This is a genomic window from Prochlorococcus marinus XMU1408 (assembly GCF_003208055.1).
In the GTDB taxonomy this organism is placed as follows: domain Bacteria; phylum Cyanobacteriota; class Cyanobacteriia; order PCC-6307; family Cyanobiaceae; genus Prochlorococcus_B; species Prochlorococcus_B marinus_A.
Map to the genome: position 1 here is coordinate 299,466 of NZ_QJUE01000002.1, position 22,373 is coordinate 321,838.

Annotated in this window: 18 protein-coding genes; 4 read left to right on the forward strand and 14 right to left on the reverse strand. The window is 35.7% G+C overall.

What is annotated here, in order from left to right; genetic code table 11:
* Positions 1-87: 87 nt before the first annotated feature.
* The 9 genes from DNJ73_RS10265 to DNJ73_RS03185 form a co-directional block, all read right to left on the reverse strand.
* Complete coding sequence (locus DNJ73_RS10265; RefSeq protein WP_158466259.1) at positions 88-312, reverse strand: Nif11-like leader peptide family natural product precursor; 225 nt, start codon at positions 310-312, stop codon at positions 88-90.
* Positions 313-407: 95 nt separating this feature from the next.
* Positions 408-758, reverse strand: coding sequence for a plastocyanin (gene petE, locus DNJ73_RS03150; RefSeq protein WP_158466260.1), 351 nt, complete (start codon positions 756-758; stop codon positions 408-410).
* Positions 759-812: 54 nt separating this feature from the next.
* A complete protein-coding gene (locus DNJ73_RS03155; RefSeq protein WP_158466261.1) occupies positions 813-1,799 on the reverse strand; it encodes an NAD-dependent epimerase/dehydratase family protein in 987 nt (328 codons plus the stop codon).
* The gene (gene hemE, locus DNJ73_RS03160) at positions 1,796-2,854 is read right to left on the reverse strand and encodes a uroporphyrinogen decarboxylase (protein WP_158466262.1); all 1,059 of its coding nucleotides are present in this window, start codon (positions 2,852-2,854) and stop codon (positions 1,796-1,798) included. Before hemE ends, DNJ73_RS03155 begins: the two co-directional genes overlap by 4 nt.
* Positions 2,855-3,015: 161 nt before the next feature.
* Entirely contained in the window at positions 3,016-5,283 is a 2,268-nt protein-coding gene (glgB, locus tag DNJ73_RS03165; protein WP_158466263.1) for a 1,4-alpha-glucan branching protein GlgB, read from the reverse strand.
* A gap of 56 nt (positions 5,284-5,339) precedes the next feature.
* On the reverse strand, positions 5,340-6,917 hold the full coding sequence (locus DNJ73_RS03170; protein ID WP_158466264.1) for a CocE/NonD family hydrolase: 1,578 nt from the start codon (positions 6,915-6,917) through the stop codon (positions 5,340-5,342).
* 8 nt (positions 6,918-6,925) lie between these two features.
* On the reverse strand, positions 6,926-7,195 hold the full coding sequence (locus DNJ73_RS03175; protein ID WP_158466265.1) for a hypothetical protein: 270 nt from the start codon (positions 7,193-7,195) through the stop codon (positions 6,926-6,928).
* Positions 7,196-7,260: 65 nt separating this feature from the next.
* Positions 7,261-7,659: a DUF4332 domain-containing protein gene (locus DNJ73_RS03180; protein ID WP_257473308.1), complete on the reverse strand. Its 399-nt coding sequence runs from the start codon at positions 7,657-7,659 to the stop codon at positions 7,261-7,263.
* The gene (locus DNJ73_RS03185; protein ID WP_307613569.1) at positions 7,652-8,185 is read right to left on the reverse strand and encodes a Ycf51 family protein; all 534 of its coding nucleotides are present in this window, start codon (positions 8,183-8,185) and stop codon (positions 7,652-7,654) included. Before DNJ73_RS03185 ends, DNJ73_RS03180 begins: the two co-directional genes overlap by 8 nt.
* Before the next feature lie 73 nt (positions 8,186-8,258).
* On the opposite strand from DNJ73_RS03185, the gene DNJ73_RS03190 reads away from it, so the two are divergent.
* The 4 genes from DNJ73_RS03190 (at position 8,259) to DNJ73_RS03205 (ending at position 14,680) form a co-directional block, all read left to right on the forward strand.
* Positions 8,259-12,224, forward strand: coding sequence for a translocation/assembly module TamB (locus DNJ73_RS03190; RefSeq protein WP_158466267.1), 3,966 nt, complete (start codon positions 8,259-8,261; stop codon positions 12,222-12,224).
* A gap of 150 nt (positions 12,225-12,374) precedes the next feature.
* Positions 12,375-13,691, forward strand: a complete 1,317-nt coding sequence (locus tag DNJ73_RS03195; RefSeq protein ID WP_158466268.1) for a glutamate-5-semialdehyde dehydrogenase — start codon at positions 12,375-12,377, stop codon at positions 13,689-13,691.
* A complete protein-coding gene (locus DNJ73_RS03200; protein ID WP_158466269.1) occupies positions 13,688-14,077 on the forward strand; it encodes a dihydroneopterin aldolase in 390 nt (129 codons plus the stop codon). Before DNJ73_RS03195 ends, DNJ73_RS03200 begins: the two co-directional genes overlap by 4 nt.
* On the forward strand, positions 14,078-14,680 hold the full coding sequence (locus DNJ73_RS03205; RefSeq protein WP_158466270.1) for an esterase/lipase family protein: 603 nt from the start codon (positions 14,078-14,080) through the stop codon (positions 14,678-14,680).
* Here DNJ73_RS03205 and DNJ73_RS03210 read toward each other — a convergent pair.
* Genes DNJ73_RS03210 through thrS form a run of 5 tightly spaced genes read right to left on the reverse strand, consistent with a single transcriptional unit; the run spans position 14,677 to position 22,368 of the window.
* Entirely contained in the window at positions 14,677-16,788 is a 2,112-nt protein-coding gene (locus DNJ73_RS03210; RefSeq protein WP_158466271.1) for a M3 family metallopeptidase, read from the reverse strand. The genes DNJ73_RS03205 and DNJ73_RS03210 overlap by 4 nt on opposite strands.
* Before the next feature lie 17 nt (positions 16,789-16,805).
* The gene (locus DNJ73_RS03215; protein WP_374027156.1) at positions 16,806-18,359 is read right to left on the reverse strand and encodes an NAD(P)H-quinone oxidoreductase subunit 4; all 1,554 of its coding nucleotides are present in this window, start codon (positions 18,357-18,359) and stop codon (positions 16,806-16,808) included.
* Between the two features lie 57 nt (positions 18,360-18,416).
* Complete coding sequence (thrB, locus tag DNJ73_RS03220) at positions 18,417-19,364, reverse strand: homoserine kinase (protein ID WP_158466273.1); 948 nt, start codon at positions 19,362-19,364, stop codon at positions 18,417-18,419.
* Positions 19,365-19,375: 11 nt separating this feature from the next.
* Positions 19,376-20,419 carry a glucokinase gene (locus DNJ73_RS03225; protein ID WP_158466274.1) on the reverse strand — a complete coding sequence of 348 codons (1,044 nt, stop codon included), beginning with the start codon at positions 20,417-20,419 and terminating at the stop codon, positions 19,376-19,378.
* 23 nt (positions 20,420-20,442) lie between these two features.
* Positions 20,443-22,368, reverse strand: coding sequence for a threonine--tRNA ligase (gene thrS, locus DNJ73_RS03230; protein ID WP_158466275.1), 1,926 nt, complete (start codon positions 22,366-22,368; stop codon positions 20,443-20,445).
* Positions 22,369-22,373 lie beyond the last annotated feature (5 nt).

The window sequence follows — 22,373 nt, forward strand, 5'->3', positions numbered from 1 at the left end:
TATTTATTATATAAAATAGGAAAACCGACCTTCCATAAGTTCGAAAAATAATTCATAAAGTTAACCAATCTTTATTATGTAATCTTTTCAGCTATTTAATGGATTTATTCTGCTTTTTTTAAACCAAATTCCAAATTGAGTAGCAGTTTTATCGTAATTCAAATCTTCAATTGTAATTGAGTACCCGTATTTTTTTGCTAGTAAGATTATTTCTTGTGATGTTTTACATAGCTTTAGTTTCTCTTTTACAAGAAGATTATGCTCGATAGTGTTTACAAAATTTCTAAACTCTTCTCTACTCATTTGTATCATTAATAAATAAAATTAATTTTATTTGTGCATCTAATTTTTTCAATAAAAAAATGGGGTTTCCCCCATCTTTTTCTTGAACTTTTTTGGTTTTGGATTTAGTTAACTACGATTTTTCCAACCATACCTGCACCTCTATGAGGCTCACAGTAGAAATCGTATGTCCCAGCGGTACTAAATGTTCTTTCCCAAGACTCTCCAGGAGCAAAAGCTAGGTCTGGGTGACTTAGGTCATCATTACCGTCAAATACAGCATTATGAGGAGCTAGTTTGTTGTTGACAAACTTAACGGTATCACCGGCGCTTATGTTTAATGTGCTTGGCTCAAAAGCAAGCATTCCTGCATCAGTACCAAGCTTGACTTCTACTGTTGAAGCATTCACATTAGATACTCCAACAATTAGGAATGCAAAGAATGCAAATAAAGCTGTTGAAATAGAACGAATCATGAAATTAATTCTTTTCTTTTTTTAATTTTACTACTTTAGCTTCCATTTGCCATTTTAGTGTTTATGTAATCCAGAATTATGTAAAACTTGACTTAGTGTTTTGGCATAGCTTATACCTCCAAAAGTTTCAGGAGAGGTAACTGGCTCATGTATAAAGTGTCTTTGTCTCAGACTAAACTTATCCCAGTTTGTGATTTGAATAGGGAGCAAAATACTTAGAAGTTCAACAAGCCAGTTCCATAAAGGAATTTGTGGCACCTTTCTCATACCTTTCCATTCTAAAAGTGTCTGAATTGCAATATCAATACTTATGTAGGGTTGTCCTAGAACAAGTTTTTTTATTTTGTTTTTTTTAATGGGTTTAGTAGATTCGAAATGAGAAGTGACTAGATGCCCACAAATGAAGGCAATATCTGCTGCATGAATAAAATGAAACCTTGAAAAAACTTTTATCCACCTAGCTAGCCAGATCCATTTTAAGGCCTCTCTAAGGCCTTCGGTAAGATAGCTTGTTGGAAATATGCTTTGATCGTCTAAACGTCCTCCAAAAACAAGTGTTGGAAAAACAGCTATGATTTTTTTTGATAGTGGATGAGATTCAAGCTCAGTGAGACATTGTGCTTTCGTTTGTATGTATTCTGTTCCATATGTAAAAGCTTCTGGTAACAAATTTAAGTTCCTATCTAGAACACTTGCAGTGGAAAAATAGATGATTTGTTTGATTTTAGAAGGATTAAGTAAATTGAGTAAATTCTTTACTGCATCAATATTTACTTCTTTGGCTCTTTTGGGATCACCCCAAGCAGTAGCTGTGTGAATAACTCTATTTACTTCCGAAATTTCTTTCTTGAACTTATTTGTCTCTCGTAAATCTCCAACTAGAAGCTTAATCCTTGGATTTTTTAAATTTATTGAAGTTATTTTTTTTGGATCTCTAACCCATAAAAATAATTCTGAGCTTGAGTTTTCGATTAACCAATTTACTATATATTGACCAACGCATCCACTCGCTCCAGTGATAAGAATAATTTCTTTTTTCAAGATAAAACTTTTATAAGTTCATTTACATTTTTGCCTGCCTCAAAAAATACTCTTGCATTTTCTTCTGGTGTCCCGGGAAGTATTCCATGACCAAGGTTAAGAATATGTTTCCTGCCTTTTGCTTTCCTGACTACGTCAATAATTCTTGATCTAATCGCATCAGGTGTGCCAAATAAAAGTCCTGGATCAACATTTCCTTGGACTCCAATTGATTGAGGCAGCCTTTTTAAACCATCTGCCATATCAACAGTCCAATCTAAAGAGACTATGTCTACTCCAGTTTGCCCCATCCTTTCAAGAACTCCAGCACTACCTGAGATATATAAAATCATTGGTGTATCCGGATATTTCTCTTTTACTAAATTGACTACTTTTTGTTGATAAGGTGATGCGAAATTGTCATAATCTTGAGGACTTAATTGCCCTGCCCAGGAGTCAAACATTTGAACTACTTGTGCTCCAGATTCAATTTGGTAACACAAATAGTTCGCAATTGATTCTGCAAAATGATTTAAAAGTTGATGCAATAATTCTGGTTCTTGGAATGCCATCGCTTTTATAACTGCATAATTCTTGCTACTTTTCCCTTCTACAACATATGCAGCAAGTGTCCAAGGAGCACCAACAAAACCCAGAACAGCAGCCTCGTTCCCAACGCTTTCTCTTAGTCTACCTAAAACTTCACCAACAAAGCTCATGCTTTCTTCTGGTTGAAGAGGCTTTAAGTCTTGAACTTGCTTGAGGCTTCTTATTGGGTCATTTATCAAGGGCCCTTTACTTTCGACAATGTCAAAGTTAATTCCCATTCCAGGAAGAGGAGTCAAGATATCTGAAAAAAGTATTACTCCATCGGGTTGAAAAGCCTTAAAAGGTTGCATTGAAATTTCATAAGAGAGATCGGGGTTCTCTGATCTCTCCCTGAAACTTGGATGGTTATCACGTAGGTCACGATATACCTTCATGTAACGCCCTGCTTGGCGCATCATCCAAACAGGAGGTCTTTCAACATCTTCTCCGCGAGCTGCTCGAAGTAGTAGAGGAGTAGTTTCGTTCATTATTTAGTCCTTTTAAGCAAAAAACCTACACTAGGCGGTACCCGTAAAACCATGAAATACGTTCTTGGCGAATGTTCGTGATACCTTTTGAATTTTTACATCCAGACGACAGTTGAAATTAGTTTATGAGGCAAGTTTGAAACATTTCTATTCGCAGAGGCTTAAATATCCTTGGATTTATGCTTCAAAACAATAACGCTAAGAGGAGGGAGGCAAAGGTCTACAGAATTTTCATATCCATGTATGTTGAACAAATCTGTTGATTTTCCTCCCATATTGCCTAGGTTTGAGCCTCCGTATTGACTCGCATCTGAATTGAAGATTTCTTCATAGAAACCAGCAACAGGTACACCAATTCTATAATTAGAGTGGTTTTGAGGGGTGAAATTTGCCACTACTACTAACCATTCCCCATTGTTTTTTTCTCTTCTCATAAAACTAATTACTGAATTTTTATTATCATCACAATCGATCCACTGGAATCCATATTCGTCAAAATCATTTTTCCATAAAGCAGGTTCTTTTTTATACAGAGAATTTAAATCATCTACTAATTTCTGTATACCTTTGTGGGGTTGAAAATTTAGAAGATCCCATTGTAAATCATCCCAAACATTCCACTCTTGGCGTTGTCCAAATTCCATTCCCATAAATATTGTTTTTTTCCCTGGATGTGTCCACATATAAGAAAGTAAGGCTCTTGTATTTGCATACTTTTGCCAGTCATCACCTGGCATCTTATGAAGTAGATGACTTTTGCCGTGAACAACTTCATCGTGGCTTAAAGCAAGCATAAAGTTTTCAGTAAAGTTATAACAAATTGAAAAAGTAATGTTGTTTTGATTGAATTGTCTAAACCATGGATCAATCTCAAAGTAATCGAGCATATCGTGCATCCAACCCATGTTCCATTTTAGATTGAAACCTAGACCATTTATGTCAGTTGGCTTAGTTACGCCACTCCATGTTGTTGATTCCTCGGCAATAGAAAGTGCACCTGGAAAGTGTTGAAAAAGAACGTGATTAGCTTGTTGTAGAAATCTAACTGCTTCAAAATTTTCATTGCCTCCATCCTCATTAGGAATCCATTCACCCTCCGGACGAAGATAATCTTTGTAAAGCATTGATGCAACTGCGTCTACACGTATTCCGTCTATATGAAATTGATCAAACCAGAAAATTAGATTTGCAACTAGAAAATTACGAACTTCATTTCGACTATAATTGAAAATTAATGTTCCCCATTCTTTATGTTCTCCAATTCTGGGATCTGAATGTTCATATAGATGACTACCATCAAAATAAGCAAGTCCATGCTGATCTTTGGGGAAGTGGCCTGGAACCCAGTCAAGGATTATACCTATGCCCTCTTTATGGCATAAGTTAACAAAGTCACGAAACTCATCTGGGGATCCATATCTACTTGTAGGTGCATACCAACCAGTTACTTGATACCCCCATGAGCCATCAAAAGGGTGTTCTGAAACTGGCATAAGCTCGATATGAGTAAAGCCTCTTCCTTTGACATAGGGGATGACTTTATCTGCTAGTTCTTTGTAAGTAAGCAATCTTGATCCAGGTTTCATATCTGCCGCTGGAACGGGGGCTCTTTGCTCTCCGTTTGAGTTGATAAAAGGATCGTCTGTTGATGCATGCATCCAACTGCCTAAATGCATCTCATAAACTGATATTGGTTGCTCTAAAGGATCTTTTTTGTCACGCTTGGCAATCCAAGACTGATCATTCCACTGAAATGAATCAATTTTTGAGATGACTGAGCTTTTTGCAGGTCTTACTTCATGTTGAAAACCATAAGGGTCGGCCTTTTCATAGCAATGTCCTTTTTGAGTTCTGATTTCAAATTTGTATAAATCTCCTTCTTTTAGTCCTGGTATAAATAGTTCCCATATGCCTCCTAGGCGTTTTTGCATAGGGTGATGCCTGCCATCCCAAGAATTAAGATCCCCAATAACAGAGACACTTTTTGCGTGAGGAGCCCATAAGCAAAACATTACTCCTTTCTTTTGATCAATTTCTGTGAGATGAGCACCCATCTTTCTCCAAATGTGATGGTGATTTCCCTCAGCAAAAAGATGTCTATCAATTTCTCCCATCCATTCTTGTCTGAAGCTCCATGGATCATGCTGAATATGTTCAATCCCTCCTCTAATTACTTTTATTTGATAATCAGTACCAGGGTCTTTGTCTAAAACTCCTTCAAAAATCCATTGATGGTTGGGGTTGTTTAGCTGGATTTTCGTTTCTTTTATTAAAAGTTCAACTGCATTTGCCTCAGGCATCCATATCCTAATTATCCATTTATCTTTAAACGGTTGAGGACCAAGAATTGAAAAAGGACTTTCGTGTTTGCATTCAGAAAGTCTTTGACCGTCTTCTCTCAAAGAATCTAGAAGAATAGAAACGGTCATGACTCATTGCTGAAATAGCTAGTTAGCTTAATCCCATGCAAGTAAATATTGAACCCCTAAGAGGAAATAAGTGATTCAAATTTAAGTTTTGATTTTGAAAGTAAGAGTGAAATTGTAGTCACTAGGCAGTGAGGGCTTGGCCCTTCGGATAAATATTTGCTCTGTCCAGGATTTATTCCAATTGCTGGCCAACCAGATCCTGAGATCGAAATTCTTAAACGATCACCTTGTTTAAATGTTGCAAGTAATGGTTGAAGTCTTATTTCTCTTTTACTTTTTTTATTTATTTCGTTCTCAGAAATTCTAATTACTCCAGTTGAAATTTGAGTGACAATATTTTCAATCTCATTTGGGATTATTGATAATGCAACGAAGAGATCAAAAGTTTCTCTATCACACTTGGCTTCCAAAGAAAGAATGGGAATCCCTTCAAGCCTTAGATCTTTCGAAATAGGATTTGATGTGAATACAGCGACATCAGGCCGAGTATCGAGGTCGAATCTGTTCACTTCACCTGGTGTATCGCTTAGATGTCCCCCAATCGCTGGGAAGGGTCTCCATGGGTCATGAACTAAATTCACTTCGCCATCTGCTTCTAAATTAGAATTAGGGAATAGGGACCCTTCCTGATGGCTGATTGAGGCTAATCCCTCACTATGAAGAATCCATGTAGGAGTCTTCTTTTGATCTGAAATTTCCCAATTCTTTGTAGTTAGATTCCAAAGATTTATTTGAGGGAAAAGATGTTTTTTATTTTTTTCTTTTAAATGAGTATCAAAAAAGTTTAATTGAGTGCGTTGTGCCTCTTCCCACCATCGAAGATGAGTAGCAGGACCAATTAATAATTTTGGATCACCTCCAGCATGTTTAGCTTTCGAAAAAATATCTAATATTCCTTTCAAATGAGGATCCCACCACCCCCCAATTAAAAGTAAAGGTTTTTTTAACCAGCTATCTAATGGCTTATGACTTTTCCATTGAGGAGTTTTTCTATGAGAAAGATTTAACCATTTATTGGCCATTCCCTCTGGATCGATCTTTTTAAGTAACTCATGACCGTTATTTAAATACTTTTTCGATTCGAGATTTTCACGGATTTCATACCAAGCTTCCCAATCTTCCTCTCTTTGCGCTTTTTGTGCTGCTAATTGCAAACCCCATCCAATTCCCAAATGCCACCAAAAGGCTCCTCCTTCACAACTCCAATGTTCATTCTCTGAAAGACCTGTCATTGCTGGGATCATGCAATCTGGAGGAGGAGTTCCATCTTCTGCTAAGAGCTGTGTGAAGCCTTGATATGAAAATCCATACGTACCTAGTAAGCCATTGCATTCAGGCAAGGATCGAACCCAATAATGCGTTTCACTGGTGTCAGAAGCTTCTTGGCTAAAGCCAGAAAAACGACCTTCAGATCCGCCCTGACCCCTTACATCTTGTATGACTACTAGATAGCCATTGCTTGCCCACCAAGAGGGATGAGCATAGGTAACTACCGAAGCAATTTCCCTCCTATACGGCTGGCGCATGAGGAGTACAGGCCAAGGCCCCTTCCCGCTAGGCAACCAGATTCGAGATTTTAGTATTGTTCCATCTCTAAGTTTTAAGTCCTCGTCTCTGTATCTTATGGAATTCATTTGTTGCTTTAAAAAGTTTCAGGGCAATAAAGCCCTCTTACGTACATAGAGAGGATCTCCGCATCAACTTCGCTTATGTTCTTTTGAGTTGAGATTTTTTTAATAGATTGTGGAGAACCAGCAGCAATATTTTTCTTATTAAGTTCCTGAAAACTTTGACAGATTGATTTAGCTTCATCAGGATTTCTCTTTACTCCTTCAAGAAGTCTTGATTGCGCCAATGCTTCTGGATAAATGGCAAAGCAAGTAAATATTAATGTAATCAGCAATCTAATCATTACTTTGTGTTCCCTATATTTATTTTGGTTATATATATTCTATTATCTATTTGTTCTTGGGTAAATTAAATAATGGTTTTTTTAGCTTTTTCTATTAAAAAGTGAGCTTTTTTTAAATCTATTAGTGGAATACGCCCTGTTTGTAAACCCCTCTCAAAGCGCCCTGTCTTTTGAAGTAGCTCTTGAGGGCTAAGTCTTGAAATAGCTTTGTTAGAGATTAATCCTGAGTGCATTAACAAGGCAGCTTCATTTAGCTCAATATCTAAAGTGCATATAAAATATGCTATACATTTTAATCTTTTTAGGTTGCGAACACTTCCAAGACTTCCATTGATAAGTTGATGAATTCGTTCATCAGTAATAGATAACAAAGAATCCCATGTTTTTATATTATTTGAAAGGAGTATTTTTTCTTCTTTAGAAAAGCTTTTCGGGAGATTTTTTAAGAATAATTTATTATTCATAAGTTTCTAATGAATAACTATCCTTATTATTAGTTATATCCGATAATTTTTCCTTAGGAGAATAATTTCTATCAGGTAATTTTATTATTTCTGATTTCTTTAAATCATTCATGACTTCACCAAGAATAATTGGTTTACTTATTCCATCTCCCGCTGGCTCAATCTTTCTAAGCCTAACTTTGACTTGAGCACCATTTCTGCTGCCCCCTTTCAAATTACCAGCTATTTGTTGCAATGTTGGTTGTATAGCTTCTTCAGGAAAATCATTTGTTGCTTGTGCAACAACTAAATCGAAGCCATTGTCATAAACTATCGGGGCATATTTATATCCCTCTACGTTATATGGAGGGGTATAACTTTGTTCGAAGGCCCAACAACTAGCTGATAATAAAAGAGTGAAAATTGTTATCCCAGTTAATCGAAATTTAATTCCCCAACTAAATAAATAAGCTAAAATAGTTAAGAGACCAAGCCCTGCCCCCCCCCAGGCTAGCCATTTTGTTGCGTTTTGGATAACTTCACTCATAGACATAGGCTGGTTTCTCCTGAATTGATTCTTTATAGTTTGTTAGCTCCCCCAAGTTCGAGAAAAAAGTTTTATGGGAGATGAGAAGAGTTCTAAAAGATTAAAGCGGTGGGGACTGGCTGGAACCTTTGTGGCGTTGGGTGGTGTTTTGATTTGGAGTGGCGCAGATCTCTTGGTCGCTAGAACTATAAGCCGTTTTTCTCCTCAAATAGAAAAAAAATTATCTAATTCATTGGGACATCCTTTGAAAATTGGGTCATATAAGGGACTTAGACCGTGGGGTGTTGAGTTAGGCCCAACGAAGCTGCTTCCAGGTACAAAAGATTCTTCATCAGTTAATATATCAACTTTAACAGTTAAGTTTGCTCCACTTGCAAGTTTATTTAATTGGCAACCAGTAGCAATATTTAATCCAAGGGGCACTGAAATAGTTCTAAGTAAAAATGATAAAGGTTCTTTTTGGGTAATGCCCCCATCTGATGATTCTAAGCAATTAAACCTTCAGCTAAGGTTGAATTTAAAAGGTTCAACTAAAATTTTATTTAACCCAGAAAAAACTTCAGTATTAGTCCGAGGAAATATTTCTCTGAATTTTGCTAAGAAAAAGATTTATGGTGCTATTAATTTAGACTCTAAAAATAAAGGAAGCCTCTATCTTGCTGGAAAGGGTTATTGGGATGGATTAGAATTTCAGACTAAAGCAAGAATTAATAAACTTAAACTTGGAATAATTCGGGATATATTAGGTAATGATTCTAATGTTATTACAAAAGGAGATATTAATGGTAATTTAAATTTAGGAATAAAAAAAGGTTTTATCAAATGTAAAGGTGATTTATCGGTAAGCAATATGAGAGTGAGAGGAGGTAATATGATTGATACATTATCTACTAATAAGTCAAAAATAAAATGTGATAATAATAAATTAAGCATAACAGATTCTAATTGGAACTATGGATATTGGAATATAGCTAATTCACTTGAATTACCTATTAATAAAACAAGTAGAACTTATATAAAATCTACTACTGATATTAAAATAAAAGATCTTGATCATAAGCCACTTTCTTTGAAACTAAAGTTGCCAATTTCGATAGTGGATAGGCGCTTAGTTTTTGGAGATTTAAAAGCTAATTTTGATTTAGAATCTTTCCCTTTAGGTTCTTTAAATCAAATATTAAATGCTTCATTATCAGGCAAGTTGAATACAAATGGTTATTTCCATGGCCCATTATCATCTTTAGCTTCGAGGATAAATCTTTCTGTAGATAATCCACAAGTTAATGGAATTCGTTTAAGAGAGAAGTGGAAAGGGACTTTTACTCGAGTTCCAAATGAAAAGAATTGGGGTAGTCTAAAAATGTTTTCGGAAGGCGCCTCCATCCCTGGAAATCTTCAAATAAATTTAAATAAAGACGGTAATTTTAATGATTTAACTTTAGATAGATTAGGAGGCAAAATCACTTTATATCCTAAAATTAACTCTTATGAATGGAAGGCTAATAAATTCAGATTAGATCGAGTAGAGGTTGCTTTTCCTCCTGAAAAAAGTTTTAAAAGAATTTTTGGTGAAGTTTCTGGTGATGGAATTTTTTCACTTAATCCATTATTTGTTAATGGTGAATTGAATTTAGATTACTTTAGGTTATTAGGATTCAAATTAAAAAAAGCAAATGTTAAAGGTCAAATTAAAAACTCGAAAATTAATTTAAAAGGTGAATTAATACCATCTGAAAATGGAAAGATTCAATTTGATATCAATAATGAGTCTGAATTTTCTTTACTAGCCAATGTTAAGGATGTTAGTTCTAGGTGGCTTGCTGCTACAGCTTTAGAGATTCCTAAACTGGGATTGAAGTATTCCGAGGCAATGGGTAAAGCCGAAGATTTAGGGAAACTGATAATTGGTTCTTCTAATAGTTCAATAGATAATCAGTTAGATGCTTTAACTAAATCTCAAAATTCTTATAGAGAAGAGATCTCAAAAATAAATAGTCAGAGTTTTATTAATCCTTATGATCTTATTGGAAATGTAAATTCAGATATTAAATTAACTGGCTCAAGTCTTTCAGATTTAAGTTTAGATGTGAAAGCATTTGGAAAGGTCTGGACAAATAAGTTGAGTGTAGTAAGTGATAAGGAGGTAAGGCCTTTTAATATTAATTTTAGTGGTAATATTGGAACAGGTGATGGTAAATTCTCCTTCCTAAATTTGAATTATTCATTGTTATCTTTACTAGTCCCAATACCTTCATCTATTAATGGATATTTTGGCTTGAAAGGTATATATAGTCTAACAAATGGAACTCCAGAAATTACTGCAGATTTAATTATTGATGATACTAAAATTTATAATAGGGAAATTGTTTTAGATAATGGAAATATCTTTTTTAAAGATAATTATCTTGATTTTGATATTAATCTAAGGGATAAGACTTCTCTAAACCCTGTTAGACTCAGTGGGATTTACCCATTAACTAATTCTTTGCCTATTGACTTAAGAGTCGAAAGTCATGGGGATGGATTGGCGTTTTTAACTGGGCTAACAAAAGGAAGCCTTTCTTGGACTTCTGGAACAGCTGATTTAAGTTTGCTGATTAGGGGAAAACCTTCAAGTCCAATTGCAAATGGTTTTGTGGTTTTTAAAAATAGTGATCTTCTTTTTCAGGATAAAGAAATTAATAATTTTAATAGCACAATTGTTTTTGATTTCAATCGTATTGAAGTTAGAAAGCTCAGAGCGAGTATTGGTCCGAAAGGATTTATTGATGCTCAAGGTGGTATTTCGTTATTTGATGCTCGACAAAGTGAAAATGATCCATTGGCTTTTTCAATAGAAAAAACTCGTATTAAAACGGCATTTACTGATGTCAATGTTTCATCCAAGATTATTGTCAAGGGATCTATTTTGAATCCTCAATTAGCTGGTGAAGTATTGATATCAGAGGGATCGATTTTTGCAAAAAGAGCTAATAATTCTGGTATGACTACTTCAGACAAATTAAATCCCAAAAAAGATTCTAAGCTCAAGAAAATTCGTAGATTTCCCGAGCAAGACTGGGATCTCAGTGATCCCTTGATCTTATTTATTCAAGATGAGGATGCTCCTGCAAGTCGCATGGTGAGTGCTGGGTTGCCGAAAGGATTCGAGTCTATAATATTTGATAATTTAAAGCTGGTACTTGGTCCTTCATTGCGATTGGTTTCTCAACCATTGGCTAGCTTTGATACGAATGGATTTCTGTTTTTAAATGGTGCTTTTGATGAAACCCTTGATGTTAGTGGTGTTATTAAGCTTGTAAGTGGCTACGTTAATCTTTTTACGACTACTTTTAATTTAGATCAAAGTGAACCTAATGTAGCTGTATTTGTACCTTCTATGGGCTTGGTACCTTATGTAGATGTGACATTGAAAAGTAGAGTCCCAGACAATGTTAGAGAAACAAGTAATTTTTCCTCTAATGGAATGGCATCATTTGGTATTGGAGGATCTCGTTTTGTAAATGTAGAGGTGACGGCCTCCGGACCTGCTGATCGAATTAGTGAAAACTTTCAATTAAGAAGTACTCCAGCGTTAGGAAGAAGTGAGATTTTAGGACTCATTGGAGGAAATTCTCTTACAAATCTATTAACTAGTGGAGGAGATGGAGAAGTTATCACTAGTTTTTTGAATAGATCTTTTGCTTCATATATTCAAGGAAATATAAATGGATTTTTAAGTGATAAGCTTCAAATATCTTTGTATCCCACCTATATAAGTGGATCAGACTTGGATGATGATGTAACTGAAAATAGTTCAACAAGTACAGATCAAGACGATACAAGTCCAAGCCTTCTTGGTCAACAGGCATGGGTAACTGAAATAGGAATTGACCTTAGCGAGAAAATTAATTTTTCAGTTCAAGCTGCTCCTAACCGACAAGATATTCCACCGAAAGGAAATATTACTTTTCAAATGAATCCAAATATAGGCTTACTTGGTTCTTTTGATAAAAATGGGAATTGGCAAAGTCAGGTTCAACTCTTTTTTAGATATTAGGTCTAAAAATACTTGAAGAAATTTATCTACATTGAGAATTTCTTAGCTCGATTGAATTTTATCTTTTTTTATTGCTTGATTAGGTCCAAAGGAATAGTTTAAGGAAAGTGGATAAAAATTATCTTTGAATAAAAGGTAGATCTAAAACTAATGAGTACAAATTTATCAGTTCCTAATCCAACTCCTGAGTTGATTAAAGTTGCAGAGAATGCTAAAGAAGCCTCTATTCTGCTTGGTCAAGCCACTAATAAACAAAGGTGCGAGGTTTTGATAGAAATGGCAAATGCTTTGAATGATAATGCTGATAAAATTTTAAAAGCAAATTTAGTAGATATTGAAAGATCAGAAAAAGAGGGGTTGAATAAATCACTTTTATCCAGACTTCAGTTAACAAAAAATAAACTTGAAGGATGTATTGATGGCGTTTTAAAAGTTTCAAATCTTGCAGATCCAATTGGCAATAGGCAACTCCATAGAAAATTAGATGAAAATCTTATTCTTGAAAGAGTTACAGTTCCATTAGGTGTGTTAGGAGTGATTTTTGAATCCAGACCTGATGCATTAATACAAATAGCTTCTCTAGCGGTTCGCTCTGGTAACGGTGCATTATTAAAAGGAGGAAGTGAAGCAAGGGCCACAAATCAAGCCATAATGGATTCTCTTGATATAGGTTTAAGCAAATCAAATGTGGGCACAGGAGCATTGTCTTTGCTCACTACACGTCAAGAAAGTCTGGGTTTACTGCATTTAAATCGATTTGTTAATTTGATAATTCCAAGAGGAAGCAATGAATTAGTTCAATTTATTCAAGACAACACACGTATCCCTGTATTAGGGCATGCTGATGGAATTTGTCATCTATATGTAGATGCTTCTGTAGATATTGACAAAGCTATAAGTATTGCTTTGGATAGCAAGATTCAATATCCTGCTGCTTGTAATGCAATTGAGACATTATTAATTCATGAAGATGTCGCGGAAATATTTTTGAAGAAAAGCTTACCAATTTTTTCTAATTCAGGAGTTACTCTTAAGGGAGATAGTAAGAGCCAAGCTTTAGGGGTGAAAAACCCAGCTATTGATTTAGACTGGTCTACAGAATATCTTGACTTAATTCTTTCAATAAAAATTGTTAGCAACGTAGACGAAGCCATTGAGCATATTCGGAAATACAGCTCCCGTCATACTGAAGCAATAGCTACTAATGATAAGGACGTTGCTGAGAAATTTCTCCGTTCAGTTGATAGTTCAGGTGTTTATCACAATTGCTCTACTCGTTTTGCAGATGGCTTCAGATATGGTTTTGGAGCTGAAGTTGGGATAAGTACTCAGACCCTTCCCCCAAGAGGTCCAGTTGGCCTGGAGGGTTTAGTTACCTATCGTTACTTCCTAAGAGGTGATAGTGATCTCGTTAAGGATTTTGCCTCTGGAGATAGAATCTTTTCTCATACGGATTTGCCGTTATGAATTACTTTCTTAATTCCAATGCAATTCATATAAAAGATATAAATCTTTGGGCTCATGTAGGTGTTTTAGAAAGTGAACGTATTAATGGTCAGGATTTTGTCCTTGACATCAGCTTTTGGTTGGATTTGGATGAGTCATCAAAACTTGATCGATTAGATAAATCTATTGACTACTGCGAAGCGATTAAAGCAGTTCAAAAACTTTCATATGAAATTAAATGCTTAACGATTGAATATTTTAGTGATCAAATTTTGAACCTTCTTGAGTCTCTATATGGTCAAGTTCCAATTTGTATTCTGTTGAAAAAATGTTCTCCACCCATAAAAGGATTTACTGGAAGTGTTTTAATCGAAAAAAAAAGGAATTTCTCATCTCTAAATAATTAATTGAATCCAAACAAAAGACCAATTTTTCTTGTTCATGGTTTATGGAATAATCCTAAATTATTTGAAAAATTAATAAAAAGAATAAACGAAGATGATTATCAATTGTATAGACCACATTTGCCACATAAATTTGGGAAGACATCCCTTAGGCGTTTAGCTATAGATCTTGATTCTAAGATTGAGGAATTAGTGGGGCCAGAAAAAGAAATCGATATTGTTGGTTTCTCAATGGGTGGATTAGTTAGCAGGATTTGGTTGCAAAAACATAATGGCTTTTTAAGAACAAAACGTTTTTTTAGTATTGGTACGCCTCATTTTGGTACTTATACAGCTCAGATGATACCTTCTTCTTTTATGCCTGGGATTGCAGAGATGAAAAGAGGTAGTAGTTTGTTATCTCAATTAAATACTGATTTGAGTTCTCTAGAAAAGGTTGAATGCGTTAGCTTTTTTACAAAATGGGACTTGATGTCCTTTCCAGGTTGGCAAGCAAAGCTTTCTATAGGCGACTCTTATCACTTACCTGTATTGACACATAAAGAATTGATAACCAATTCTAATTCATTAAAAATTGTAGTTAAAAAAATTTTTAATGATACCTAATCAAGACCACTATGCCTTATTAAGGCTTTTGTAGAGGGGAGTCTTCCTCTAAATTTTTTGAAAACCTGATTGGGTGAACGACTACCACCAAGACTCAAAACTGAATCGCGATATTTTTTACCAATCTTTCGGATTTCATCTTGATTAGCAAGGCCTGCCTCCTCAAAGGCGGCAAAAGCATCAGAACTGAGTACCTCAGCCCATTTGTAAGAGTAGTACCCAGCTGCATAACCACCAGCAAAGATATGACTGAAGGCACACAGAAATTGATCTTCAGGAATGGGAGCAAGTACAGTTGTTTTTTTTGCGATTTGTCTTCGTAACTCATCTGGGGATATGCCTAGATCTTCATTCCATTGACTATGAAGTTTCAAATCAGTAAGGGCAAAATGTATTTGCCTTAGAGTCGCAAGCCCAGAATTAAATGTTCTGCTTTGTCTCAATTTAGTGATTTCTGATTCAGCTAATGGCTCTTTAGTCTTCCAATGAATTGCTATCTCTGAAATTGTTTGCTCCTCTAAGCACCAATTTTCCATAAATTGACTTGCTAATTCGACCGCATCCCATTCGACGTTATTAATACCGGCTGCTTGAGGGTAATCTACAGTTGTGAGCATATGTTGTAAGCCATGCCCAAATTCATGGAAGAGTGTTTCTACTTCCTCGAAACTCATGAGACTAGGTTCGTCCGCAATAGGGGGGGTTTGATTACAGACTAAATAGGCTACTGGAAGAATAATGTTATCTTTCTCTTTTTGATTTCTGCATAAACATTCATCCATCCATGCCCCTCCTCTTTTTGTCGCAGGGCGACTGAAAGGATCTAGATAGAAAGAAGCAATTTTCTGGCCATCTAAATTTTTAACATCAAAGAAACGTACATCTTTATGCCATAAAGGTACTATATCACTTGCTTCTTCTATTTCTATTTCGAAGAGTCTTTTGCATAAATTGAATAGACCATTGAGAACTTGATCCAAAGGGAACCATGGCCTTAGTTTCTCTTGGTCAAGTTCGTACTTTTCTTTTCGTAGAACTTCTGCCCAAAAACTTATATCCCATGGAGATAGATCGAAATCATCGTCTTCTCCATTTCTCTTGGCGCACTCGGTTAGCTGTATAAGTTCTTTTTTTGCATGAGGCATTGCAGCTAATCGTAATTCTTCGAGTAACTTCTCAACTGCTTCTTCATTATCAGCCATTTTTGTAGCTAAGCTAATTTCACACCAGTTTTTGTATCCCAATTGTCTTGCTTGTTTATTTCTGAGATCTAAAATTTCTTCAATTATTTTCTTGTTATTAAGCTCCCCGTGGCTAGCCCTACTTACAAAGGCTCTATAAACTTTCTCTCTAATGGGTCTATTTTTTGCATAAGTTTGAAAAGGAATGTACCTAGGTAAATCCAAGCCAACTCTCCAGGGGCCAGTGGATGCTGTGGGATCATTACCTCCTTCAGCTTTATCACCAGCTTCTTTCGCTGCAAGAGCCAATGTCTCAAGAGCTCTATCAGGAAGGCCTTCAACTTCAGAATTGTTTTTTAATAAAAGACTCCAATTCTTAGTCGTATCTAATACGTTGTTACTAAAAGTAGTTGATAATTTAGCTAATCGTTCACTGCGAGAATTGAAGAGTGTTTTTTCCTCAAGCTCTAGACCAATTCCTTTATTTTTCATAGTTATTAGCTCTGTTTCAATTATTCTTATTTGCGTTTCATTCTTTAAACCTCCCTGCTCTTTTAAATTTGAGAGCGCTTTAAAAATAACTTCATTTTGAGCAAGTTGATTACTAAATCTAACGATTTTAGGTTGTTGATTTGAATGGACTTCACGTAATTCGGAGGAATTGCATACTGCATTCAGATGACTTACAACTCCCCAGCTCCATCTAAGCTTTTCACCTATTTCATAAAGTTGAGGCATTACATCTTCCCACCTTAAAAAATTTTCCTTTAATAACTTCTTACCTAGTTGTTCTTCTAGTTTATTTAATTTTTCATTTAGATCTTTTATAAGTTTGGGTATATTTTCAGTAATCTCTTCAGGGGTGATTTTATCGTAATCAGGAAGGCCCTCACCTTTTAATATTGCTGCTGGCTTAATTGAAGTCATTTTTTAAGATTCAAAAACTAACTGATTGGTATAAGGTTATTCGTAATTAATGATTGTGCGAGAGCATTAGTTGATACCTCATATAAATCAATAGCTATTCTTGGCCAAAAACCAATTACCAATGTAGGAACTAAAAGGCTTAATCCTATTGAAAGCTCTCTCGCATCCATTTCTTTAACGATTGATAACGCTGGTATCCTAGGGCCAAAGAAGACTCTTCTACACATTGAGAGAAGATATATGGGAGTCAAAACCAGTCCAATCGCTGCGAGTAAGATTGTTATAGCTCTAAATAACGATGTGAATCCTTCTTGACTTGTTATACCTAGAAAAACGGTGATTTCACTTATGAACCCACTCATCCCTGGCAAAGCAAGAGATGCTAGAGAACTGGCTAGAAAGAATGCAAAAGTAATAGGTAAAGCTTTTGCTAATCCACCCATGTTGGGGATTGAGAGAGTGTTAGTTCTTTCATAAAAACTTCCGGTAACAAAAAACATTGCGGCAGCAATTAGTCCATGACTAATCATTTGGAGCATCGCTCCACTTATTCCAAGTGCATTAACTGCCCCAATTCCAACAAGAACAAAACCCATATGACTTACAGAACTGCAGGCTATGCGTCTTTTTACATTGTCTTGAGCAAAAGCATTTAGAGCTCCATAAATAATATTTACTATTCCAATAATGATTAGAGCTGGAGCGAGTATTAAATGAGTATCCGGTAAGATTTGTACGTTAAACCTTATGAGAGCATAACCTCCCATTTTTAATAAAACACCAGCTAATAACATTGAAACAGGTGCATTTGCTTCTCCATGAGCATCTGGAAGCCAGGTATGAAGTGGAAAGATAGGAAGTTTTACTCCAAAACCAATTAAAAAACCTAAATAACAAAATATACCAAAATTACCAGTAAAAGATTTAGATGCAATTTCACTTAAATTGAAGGTAAATTGATCTCCAGAAAGTGCTAAAGCAAGCCCACTAATTAATATTAAAAGTGAAGCTAGTGCCGTATAAAGTATAAATTTTGTTGCTGCATAAAGTTTTCTGTTGCCTCCCCAAATAGCAATCAAGAGATAGACAGGGACAAGTTCCAGCTCCCAGGCTAAAAAGAATAGTAAGAAATCCTGTGATAGGAAAACTAACGCTTGCGCAGAAGCTTGTATGAGTAATAAAGCAAAATATAGTCGTGTTTTTTGTTTTACTTTCCAGCTGGCTGCTGCGGATAAAAACGTGATGAGGCCGCTAAGTACAACTAGCGGAGCAGAAATTCCGTCTACGCCTAATGACCATTCGAGTCCAATTGAGGGAAGCCATTGAAGTCTTTCAACCAATTGAAGCCTTTCGCTCCCTGGATCAAAAAGATTTGCAAATGCCCCTATAATTATAAAAAAATCTGCTAATAAAATAACTAGAGATATATTTCTTGGAAGATTAGAATTTTTGCTTTCTTGCGTTGGAATGAATGGCATTATTAATGCTCCAACAGCTGGAAGGAGCACAATGAGTGAAAGCCATGGAAAAGCTGTCTGAGAATCTATGCTCATAGGCAGATTGGCATCCATAATTTGGGGCAAGTCAGCCATAAAGCTATCAGTTTTTGTTCGTTTTCATGAGTAAAACTACCCAATCGTGTTTGAAATGCATTCGCTTCCTCTTTGTTGGAGGCTCATTAAAGGAGCACGACTTGCTACACCAGCAGCTTCCCAGGCTTTGACCATCGCAACACTGACTTCTCGACCTTTAGTCGCTTTGCATAATGCCAAAATGCTTGGTCCTGCTCCGCTAATTGCACATCCTAAAGCTCCGGCTGCCTTCGCGGCCTCTCTTACCTCTAAACCACCTTTAATCAATCCCCATCTATATGGCTCATGGAGCTTGTCATGCATACCATCTGCAATTAAATCCTCATTTCCGGTCCTTAGTCCCTGAAGAAGAAGAGTAAGTGCGCCCAAGTTAATCACTGCATCATTTACAGGGATGTTCTCTGGCATGACGCGTCTTGCTTCGCTAGTGGAAAGACGAATAGATGGGATTGCGACCACTGCTTTTATCGATTGATCCCAATCGCAGCGAACAACACGCCATCTATCAGTTGCAGTTTTAGCTGTTACACATAGTCCCCCAATTAAGGATGGGACAACATTGTCTGGATGTCCTTCTATGTCTATAGCTAGTTCTAGAAGCTTCTCTTTAGGCAATGGATATCCAGCAAGTGCATTTGCTCCAACTAGGCCTGCCACGATAGCAGTAGCGCTGCTTCCCAGCCCTCTTGCTGGAGGTACAGCTAGTTTTACTCTTGCTTCAAGGGCAACAGGCTCTATACCTGCAGTTCTCCAAACTCTTTGAGCAGCTCGATAAAAAAGGTTCTCAGGGCCACCCCTTAAATGATTTCCCTCAGTACTTTCCATTATTAATTCAAATCTTTCTCCATTACCTTCAATTCTTCTGATAGTGAAGTGGTTTGAGAGATCTAATGCGGCTCCAAGGCAATCAAACCCTGGTCCAATATTGGCTGTAGTAGAGGGAACTTCTACTACGACAGTTTGTCCTATTTTTGGCGGCCCCATGTTTTTATCCTTTAACTAAGTCTCCCATTTGATTCGGCACTTAAGTGTGCTCTGCAAGCTGAACTGAATAATGTCGCTTCTGGATCTTTTAGAACAATCAATGGAATGTCCTTTAAATAAGATTGAAATCGACCTTTATTACTAAATGCATCAAGGAAGTTTGTAGAGTTTATTCCATTGAGGTTTTTTATTGCAGTCCCCCCTGCAATCCATAATCCAGAAGAGCAAAGTTCTTGTAAAGCAAGGTCTCCAGCTGCAGATCCATAAGCATTTAGCCATAATTGCATAGCTTCAGACATTAATTTGTCTCCGTTATTTGCTTTTTCCCAAACAAGTGCGGGTAAATCTGTGAAAGCAGATTGGTCAGTATCCATTTTTTTTAAAGTTTCCTGAAGTGGGTGGTTTTCATTTATTGGATCATCCAATTTCCATCTCGCAATCATTCCAAGGCCTGTCCCACTGACTATTCTTTCAATCGATACTCTTTGAATATTTAGCTTCTTTTTTAGCCATTTGACTAATTCCCATTCGTTTTCTGTTCTTGGGGAAAATTCCCGATGACCTCCTTCACTGGGAAATATAAAAATGCTTTTAGGTGTAATTAAGCCTCTGGACATTCCTAATCCAGTACCAGCTCCGATAATTGCAACTAATTCTTGGTTGGTTTTTGTCTCAGAATTTAATGTTCCTTGGATTACTTCATATTGGGATTTTTTGAAAAATGGTATTCCATATATTAAAACTGAGAAATCATTTATTAATTCAATATTATTTATTTTTGAAAGCTGAGATAATTCTTCTGTTTCTATATCCCAGCCTAGATTTGTAATCGTAACTTTCTGGTCTTTTATTGGGCCTGCTACTCCAATACATCCATATTCCGGGAGTGATATATGATCTGGTAAATGTTTGAAAAAATCTTCAGATATTGAGTAAAAAGATTCCCATTCTGAAGAAATATAGTATTTTTCAAATAATTTTTTTGGATAGTTCTCGTTTGAATAAACAGCTAATATAGTTTTTGTCCCTCCAAGGTCTCCAGCAAGTAAATTCATTAGTTATTAAAATCGTTTTTGATTTAGGATTGATTAACTTGTATACCTTTTTTGCTAATTGATTCGTCAATTATTAATTTAAACTTGTCTATACTCATATTTCCAAGATCTTTACCTTCTCTTGTCCTTACTGAGATTTCATTATTCTCTTCTTCCTTATCTCCAATAATTATCAAGAAAGGTATTCTTTGCATAGTATGTTCTCGTATTTTAAAGCCAACTTTTTCATTTCTAATATCAATTTCAGTTCTGAAGCCAAAGTCAACTAATTTGTTTTTAGCACTAAAACATGCTTCATTATTTCTATCAGTTATGCCCATAATCATTATTTGAACAGGTGATAACCATGTAGGAAAATTTCCTGAATAATTCTCAATTAATATCCCAATAAATCTCTCAAATGAACCTAAAATAGCTCTGTGAAGCATTACAGGTGTTTGTTTCCTTCCTGTAATATCGATATAACTTGCATTGAGCCTTTGAGGCATAGAGAAATCCACTTGAATTGTTCCGCACTGCCATACTCTGTTGAGACAATCTTTTAAGGAGAATTCAATTTTTGGACCATAGAAGGCGCCTTCCCCAGGGAGTAGTGACCAGTCTAATCCTTTTGAATCAAGAGCCTCAGATAAGGCTTTTTCTGATTTGTCCCAGATATCATCACTCCCAACCCTTTTCTCTGGTCTTGTTGAGAGCTTAATAAGAATTGAATCAAAGCCAAAGGTTTTATAAACCTCAAATACCAAATCAATAAAATTTTGGACTTCTTCTTGGATTTGTTCATCGGTACAAAATATGTGTGCATCATCTTGAACAAAATTTCTTACCCTCATTAAGCCATGCAGTGCACCAGAAGGCTCATTGCGATGACAAGAACCAAATTCAGAAAGTCTAATAGGAAGATCTCGATAGCTTTTTAAACCTTGATTGAATATTTGTATGTGGCATGGACAATTCATAGGTTTTATTGCATATTCCCTGTTTTCTGAAGTTGTAGTAAACATATCTTCTTTAAATTTATCCCAATGGCCTGATTTCTCCCAAAGACTTCTATCTACTACTTGCGGAGATTTAACTTCTTGATAATCATATTTTGTAATCGTTTCCCGAATAAAATCTTCTAAAATTCTATAAATAGTCCACCCTTTAGGGTGCCAAAAAACCATACCGGGTGCTTCTTCTTGTGAGTGAAAAAGTGAATACTTTTTCCCTAATTTTCTATGATCTCTTTTCTCAGCTTCTTCAATTCTAGAGATATATTCTTTTAATTCTTTAGAGCTTTTCCAAGCTGTTCCATATATTCTTTGTAGCATTTCATTGTTAGAGTCTCCGCGCCAATAAGCCCCGGATACTTTCATTAGCTTAAATACTCTTAGATGCCTTGTATTTGGCACATGAGGACCTCTGCACATATCAATATATTCTTGATGTTTGTATAACTTTATGATTTCATTTTCAGGGATATTTTTAACTATATCTAGCTTGAAAATTTCACCTCTATCAGTAAAAACTTCCGTTGCTTTCTCTGGACTAACTATTTCAACACCTACATTATAATCTCTGTTAACTAACTCTTTCATCCTTTTCTCAATTTTGAGAAGATCATCAGGAGTAAAGGTATCTTTATAAGAAATATCATAATAAAAACCATCTTCAATTACAGGCCCTATTGCCATTTTTGCTTCGGGGTATAATTGCTTTACAGCATGTCCAAGAAGATGAGCGAATGAATGTCTAATAATTTCTAGTCCTTCATCATCTTTAGATGTAATAATCTGTATATGAGAATTTTGAGTTATAGGAATACAAGTATCAATTAATTCCCCATTCACTCTCCCCGCTAGCGCTGCTTTTGCTAAACCAGGACCAATTTCTGATGCTATTTGGTCAATTGTGACTGCGGAATCATATTTTTTTTCAGTTCCATCAGGTAATGTAATTATTGGCATAATTT

Bases quoted from the DNA above. Each gene is read 5' to 3' on its own strand.
- DNJ73_RS10265 (WP_158466259.1), bottom strand. From the start codon at position 312: ATGATACAAATGAGTAGAGAAGAGTTTAGAAATTTTGTAAACACTATC.
- petE (WP_158466260.1), bottom strand. From the start codon at position 758: ATGATTCGTTCTATTTCAACAGCTTTATTTGCATTCTTTGCATTCCTA.
- hemE (WP_158466262.1), bottom strand. From the start codon at position 2,854: ATGAACGAAACTACTCCTCTACTACTTCGAGCAGCTCGCGGAGAAGAT.
- glgB (WP_158466263.1), bottom strand. From the start codon at position 5,283: ATGACCGTTTCTATTCTTCTAGATTCTTTGAGAGAAGACGGTCAAAGA.
- DNJ73_RS03170 (WP_158466264.1), bottom strand. From the start codon at position 6,917: ATGAATTCCATAAGATACAGAGACGAGGACTTAAAACTTAGAGATGGA.
- DNJ73_RS03175 (WP_158466265.1), bottom strand. From the start codon at position 7,195: ATGATTAGATTGCTGATTACATTAATATTTACTTGCTTTGCCATTTAT.
- DNJ73_RS03180 (WP_257473308.1), bottom strand. From the start codon at position 7,659: ATGAATAATAAATTATTCTTAAAAAATCTCCCGAAAAGCTTTTCTAAA.
- DNJ73_RS03185 (WP_307613569.1), bottom strand. From the start codon at position 8,185: ATGAGTGAAGTTATCCAAAACGCAACAAAATGGCTAGCCTGGGGGGGG.
- DNJ73_RS03190 (WP_158466267.1), top strand. From the start codon at position 8,259: ATGGGAGATGAGAAGAGTTCTAAAAGATTAAAGCGGTGGGGACTGGCT.
- DNJ73_RS03195 (WP_158466268.1), top strand. From the start codon at position 12,375: ATGAGTACAAATTTATCAGTTCCTAATCCAACTCCTGAGTTGATTAAA.
- DNJ73_RS03200 (WP_158466269.1), top strand. From the start codon at position 13,688: ATGAATTACTTTCTTAATTCCAATGCAATTCATATAAAAGATATAAAT.
- DNJ73_RS03210 (WP_158466271.1), bottom strand. From the start codon at position 16,788: ATGACTTCAATTAAGCCAGCAGCAATATTAAAAGGTGAGGGCCTTCCT.
- DNJ73_RS03215 (WP_374027156.1), bottom strand. From the start codon at position 18,359: ATGGATGCCAATCTGCCTATGAGCATAGATTCTCAGACAGCTTTTCCA.
- thrB (WP_158466273.1), bottom strand. From the start codon at position 19,364: ATGGGGCCGCCAAAAATAGGACAAACTGTCGTAGTAGAAGTTCCCTCT.
- DNJ73_RS03225 (WP_158466274.1), bottom strand. From the start codon at position 20,419: ATGAATTTACTTGCTGGAGACCTTGGAGGGACAAAAACTATATTAGCT.
- thrS (WP_158466275.1), bottom strand. From the start codon at position 22,368: ATGCCAATAATTACATTACCTGATGGAACTGAAAAAAAATATGATTCC.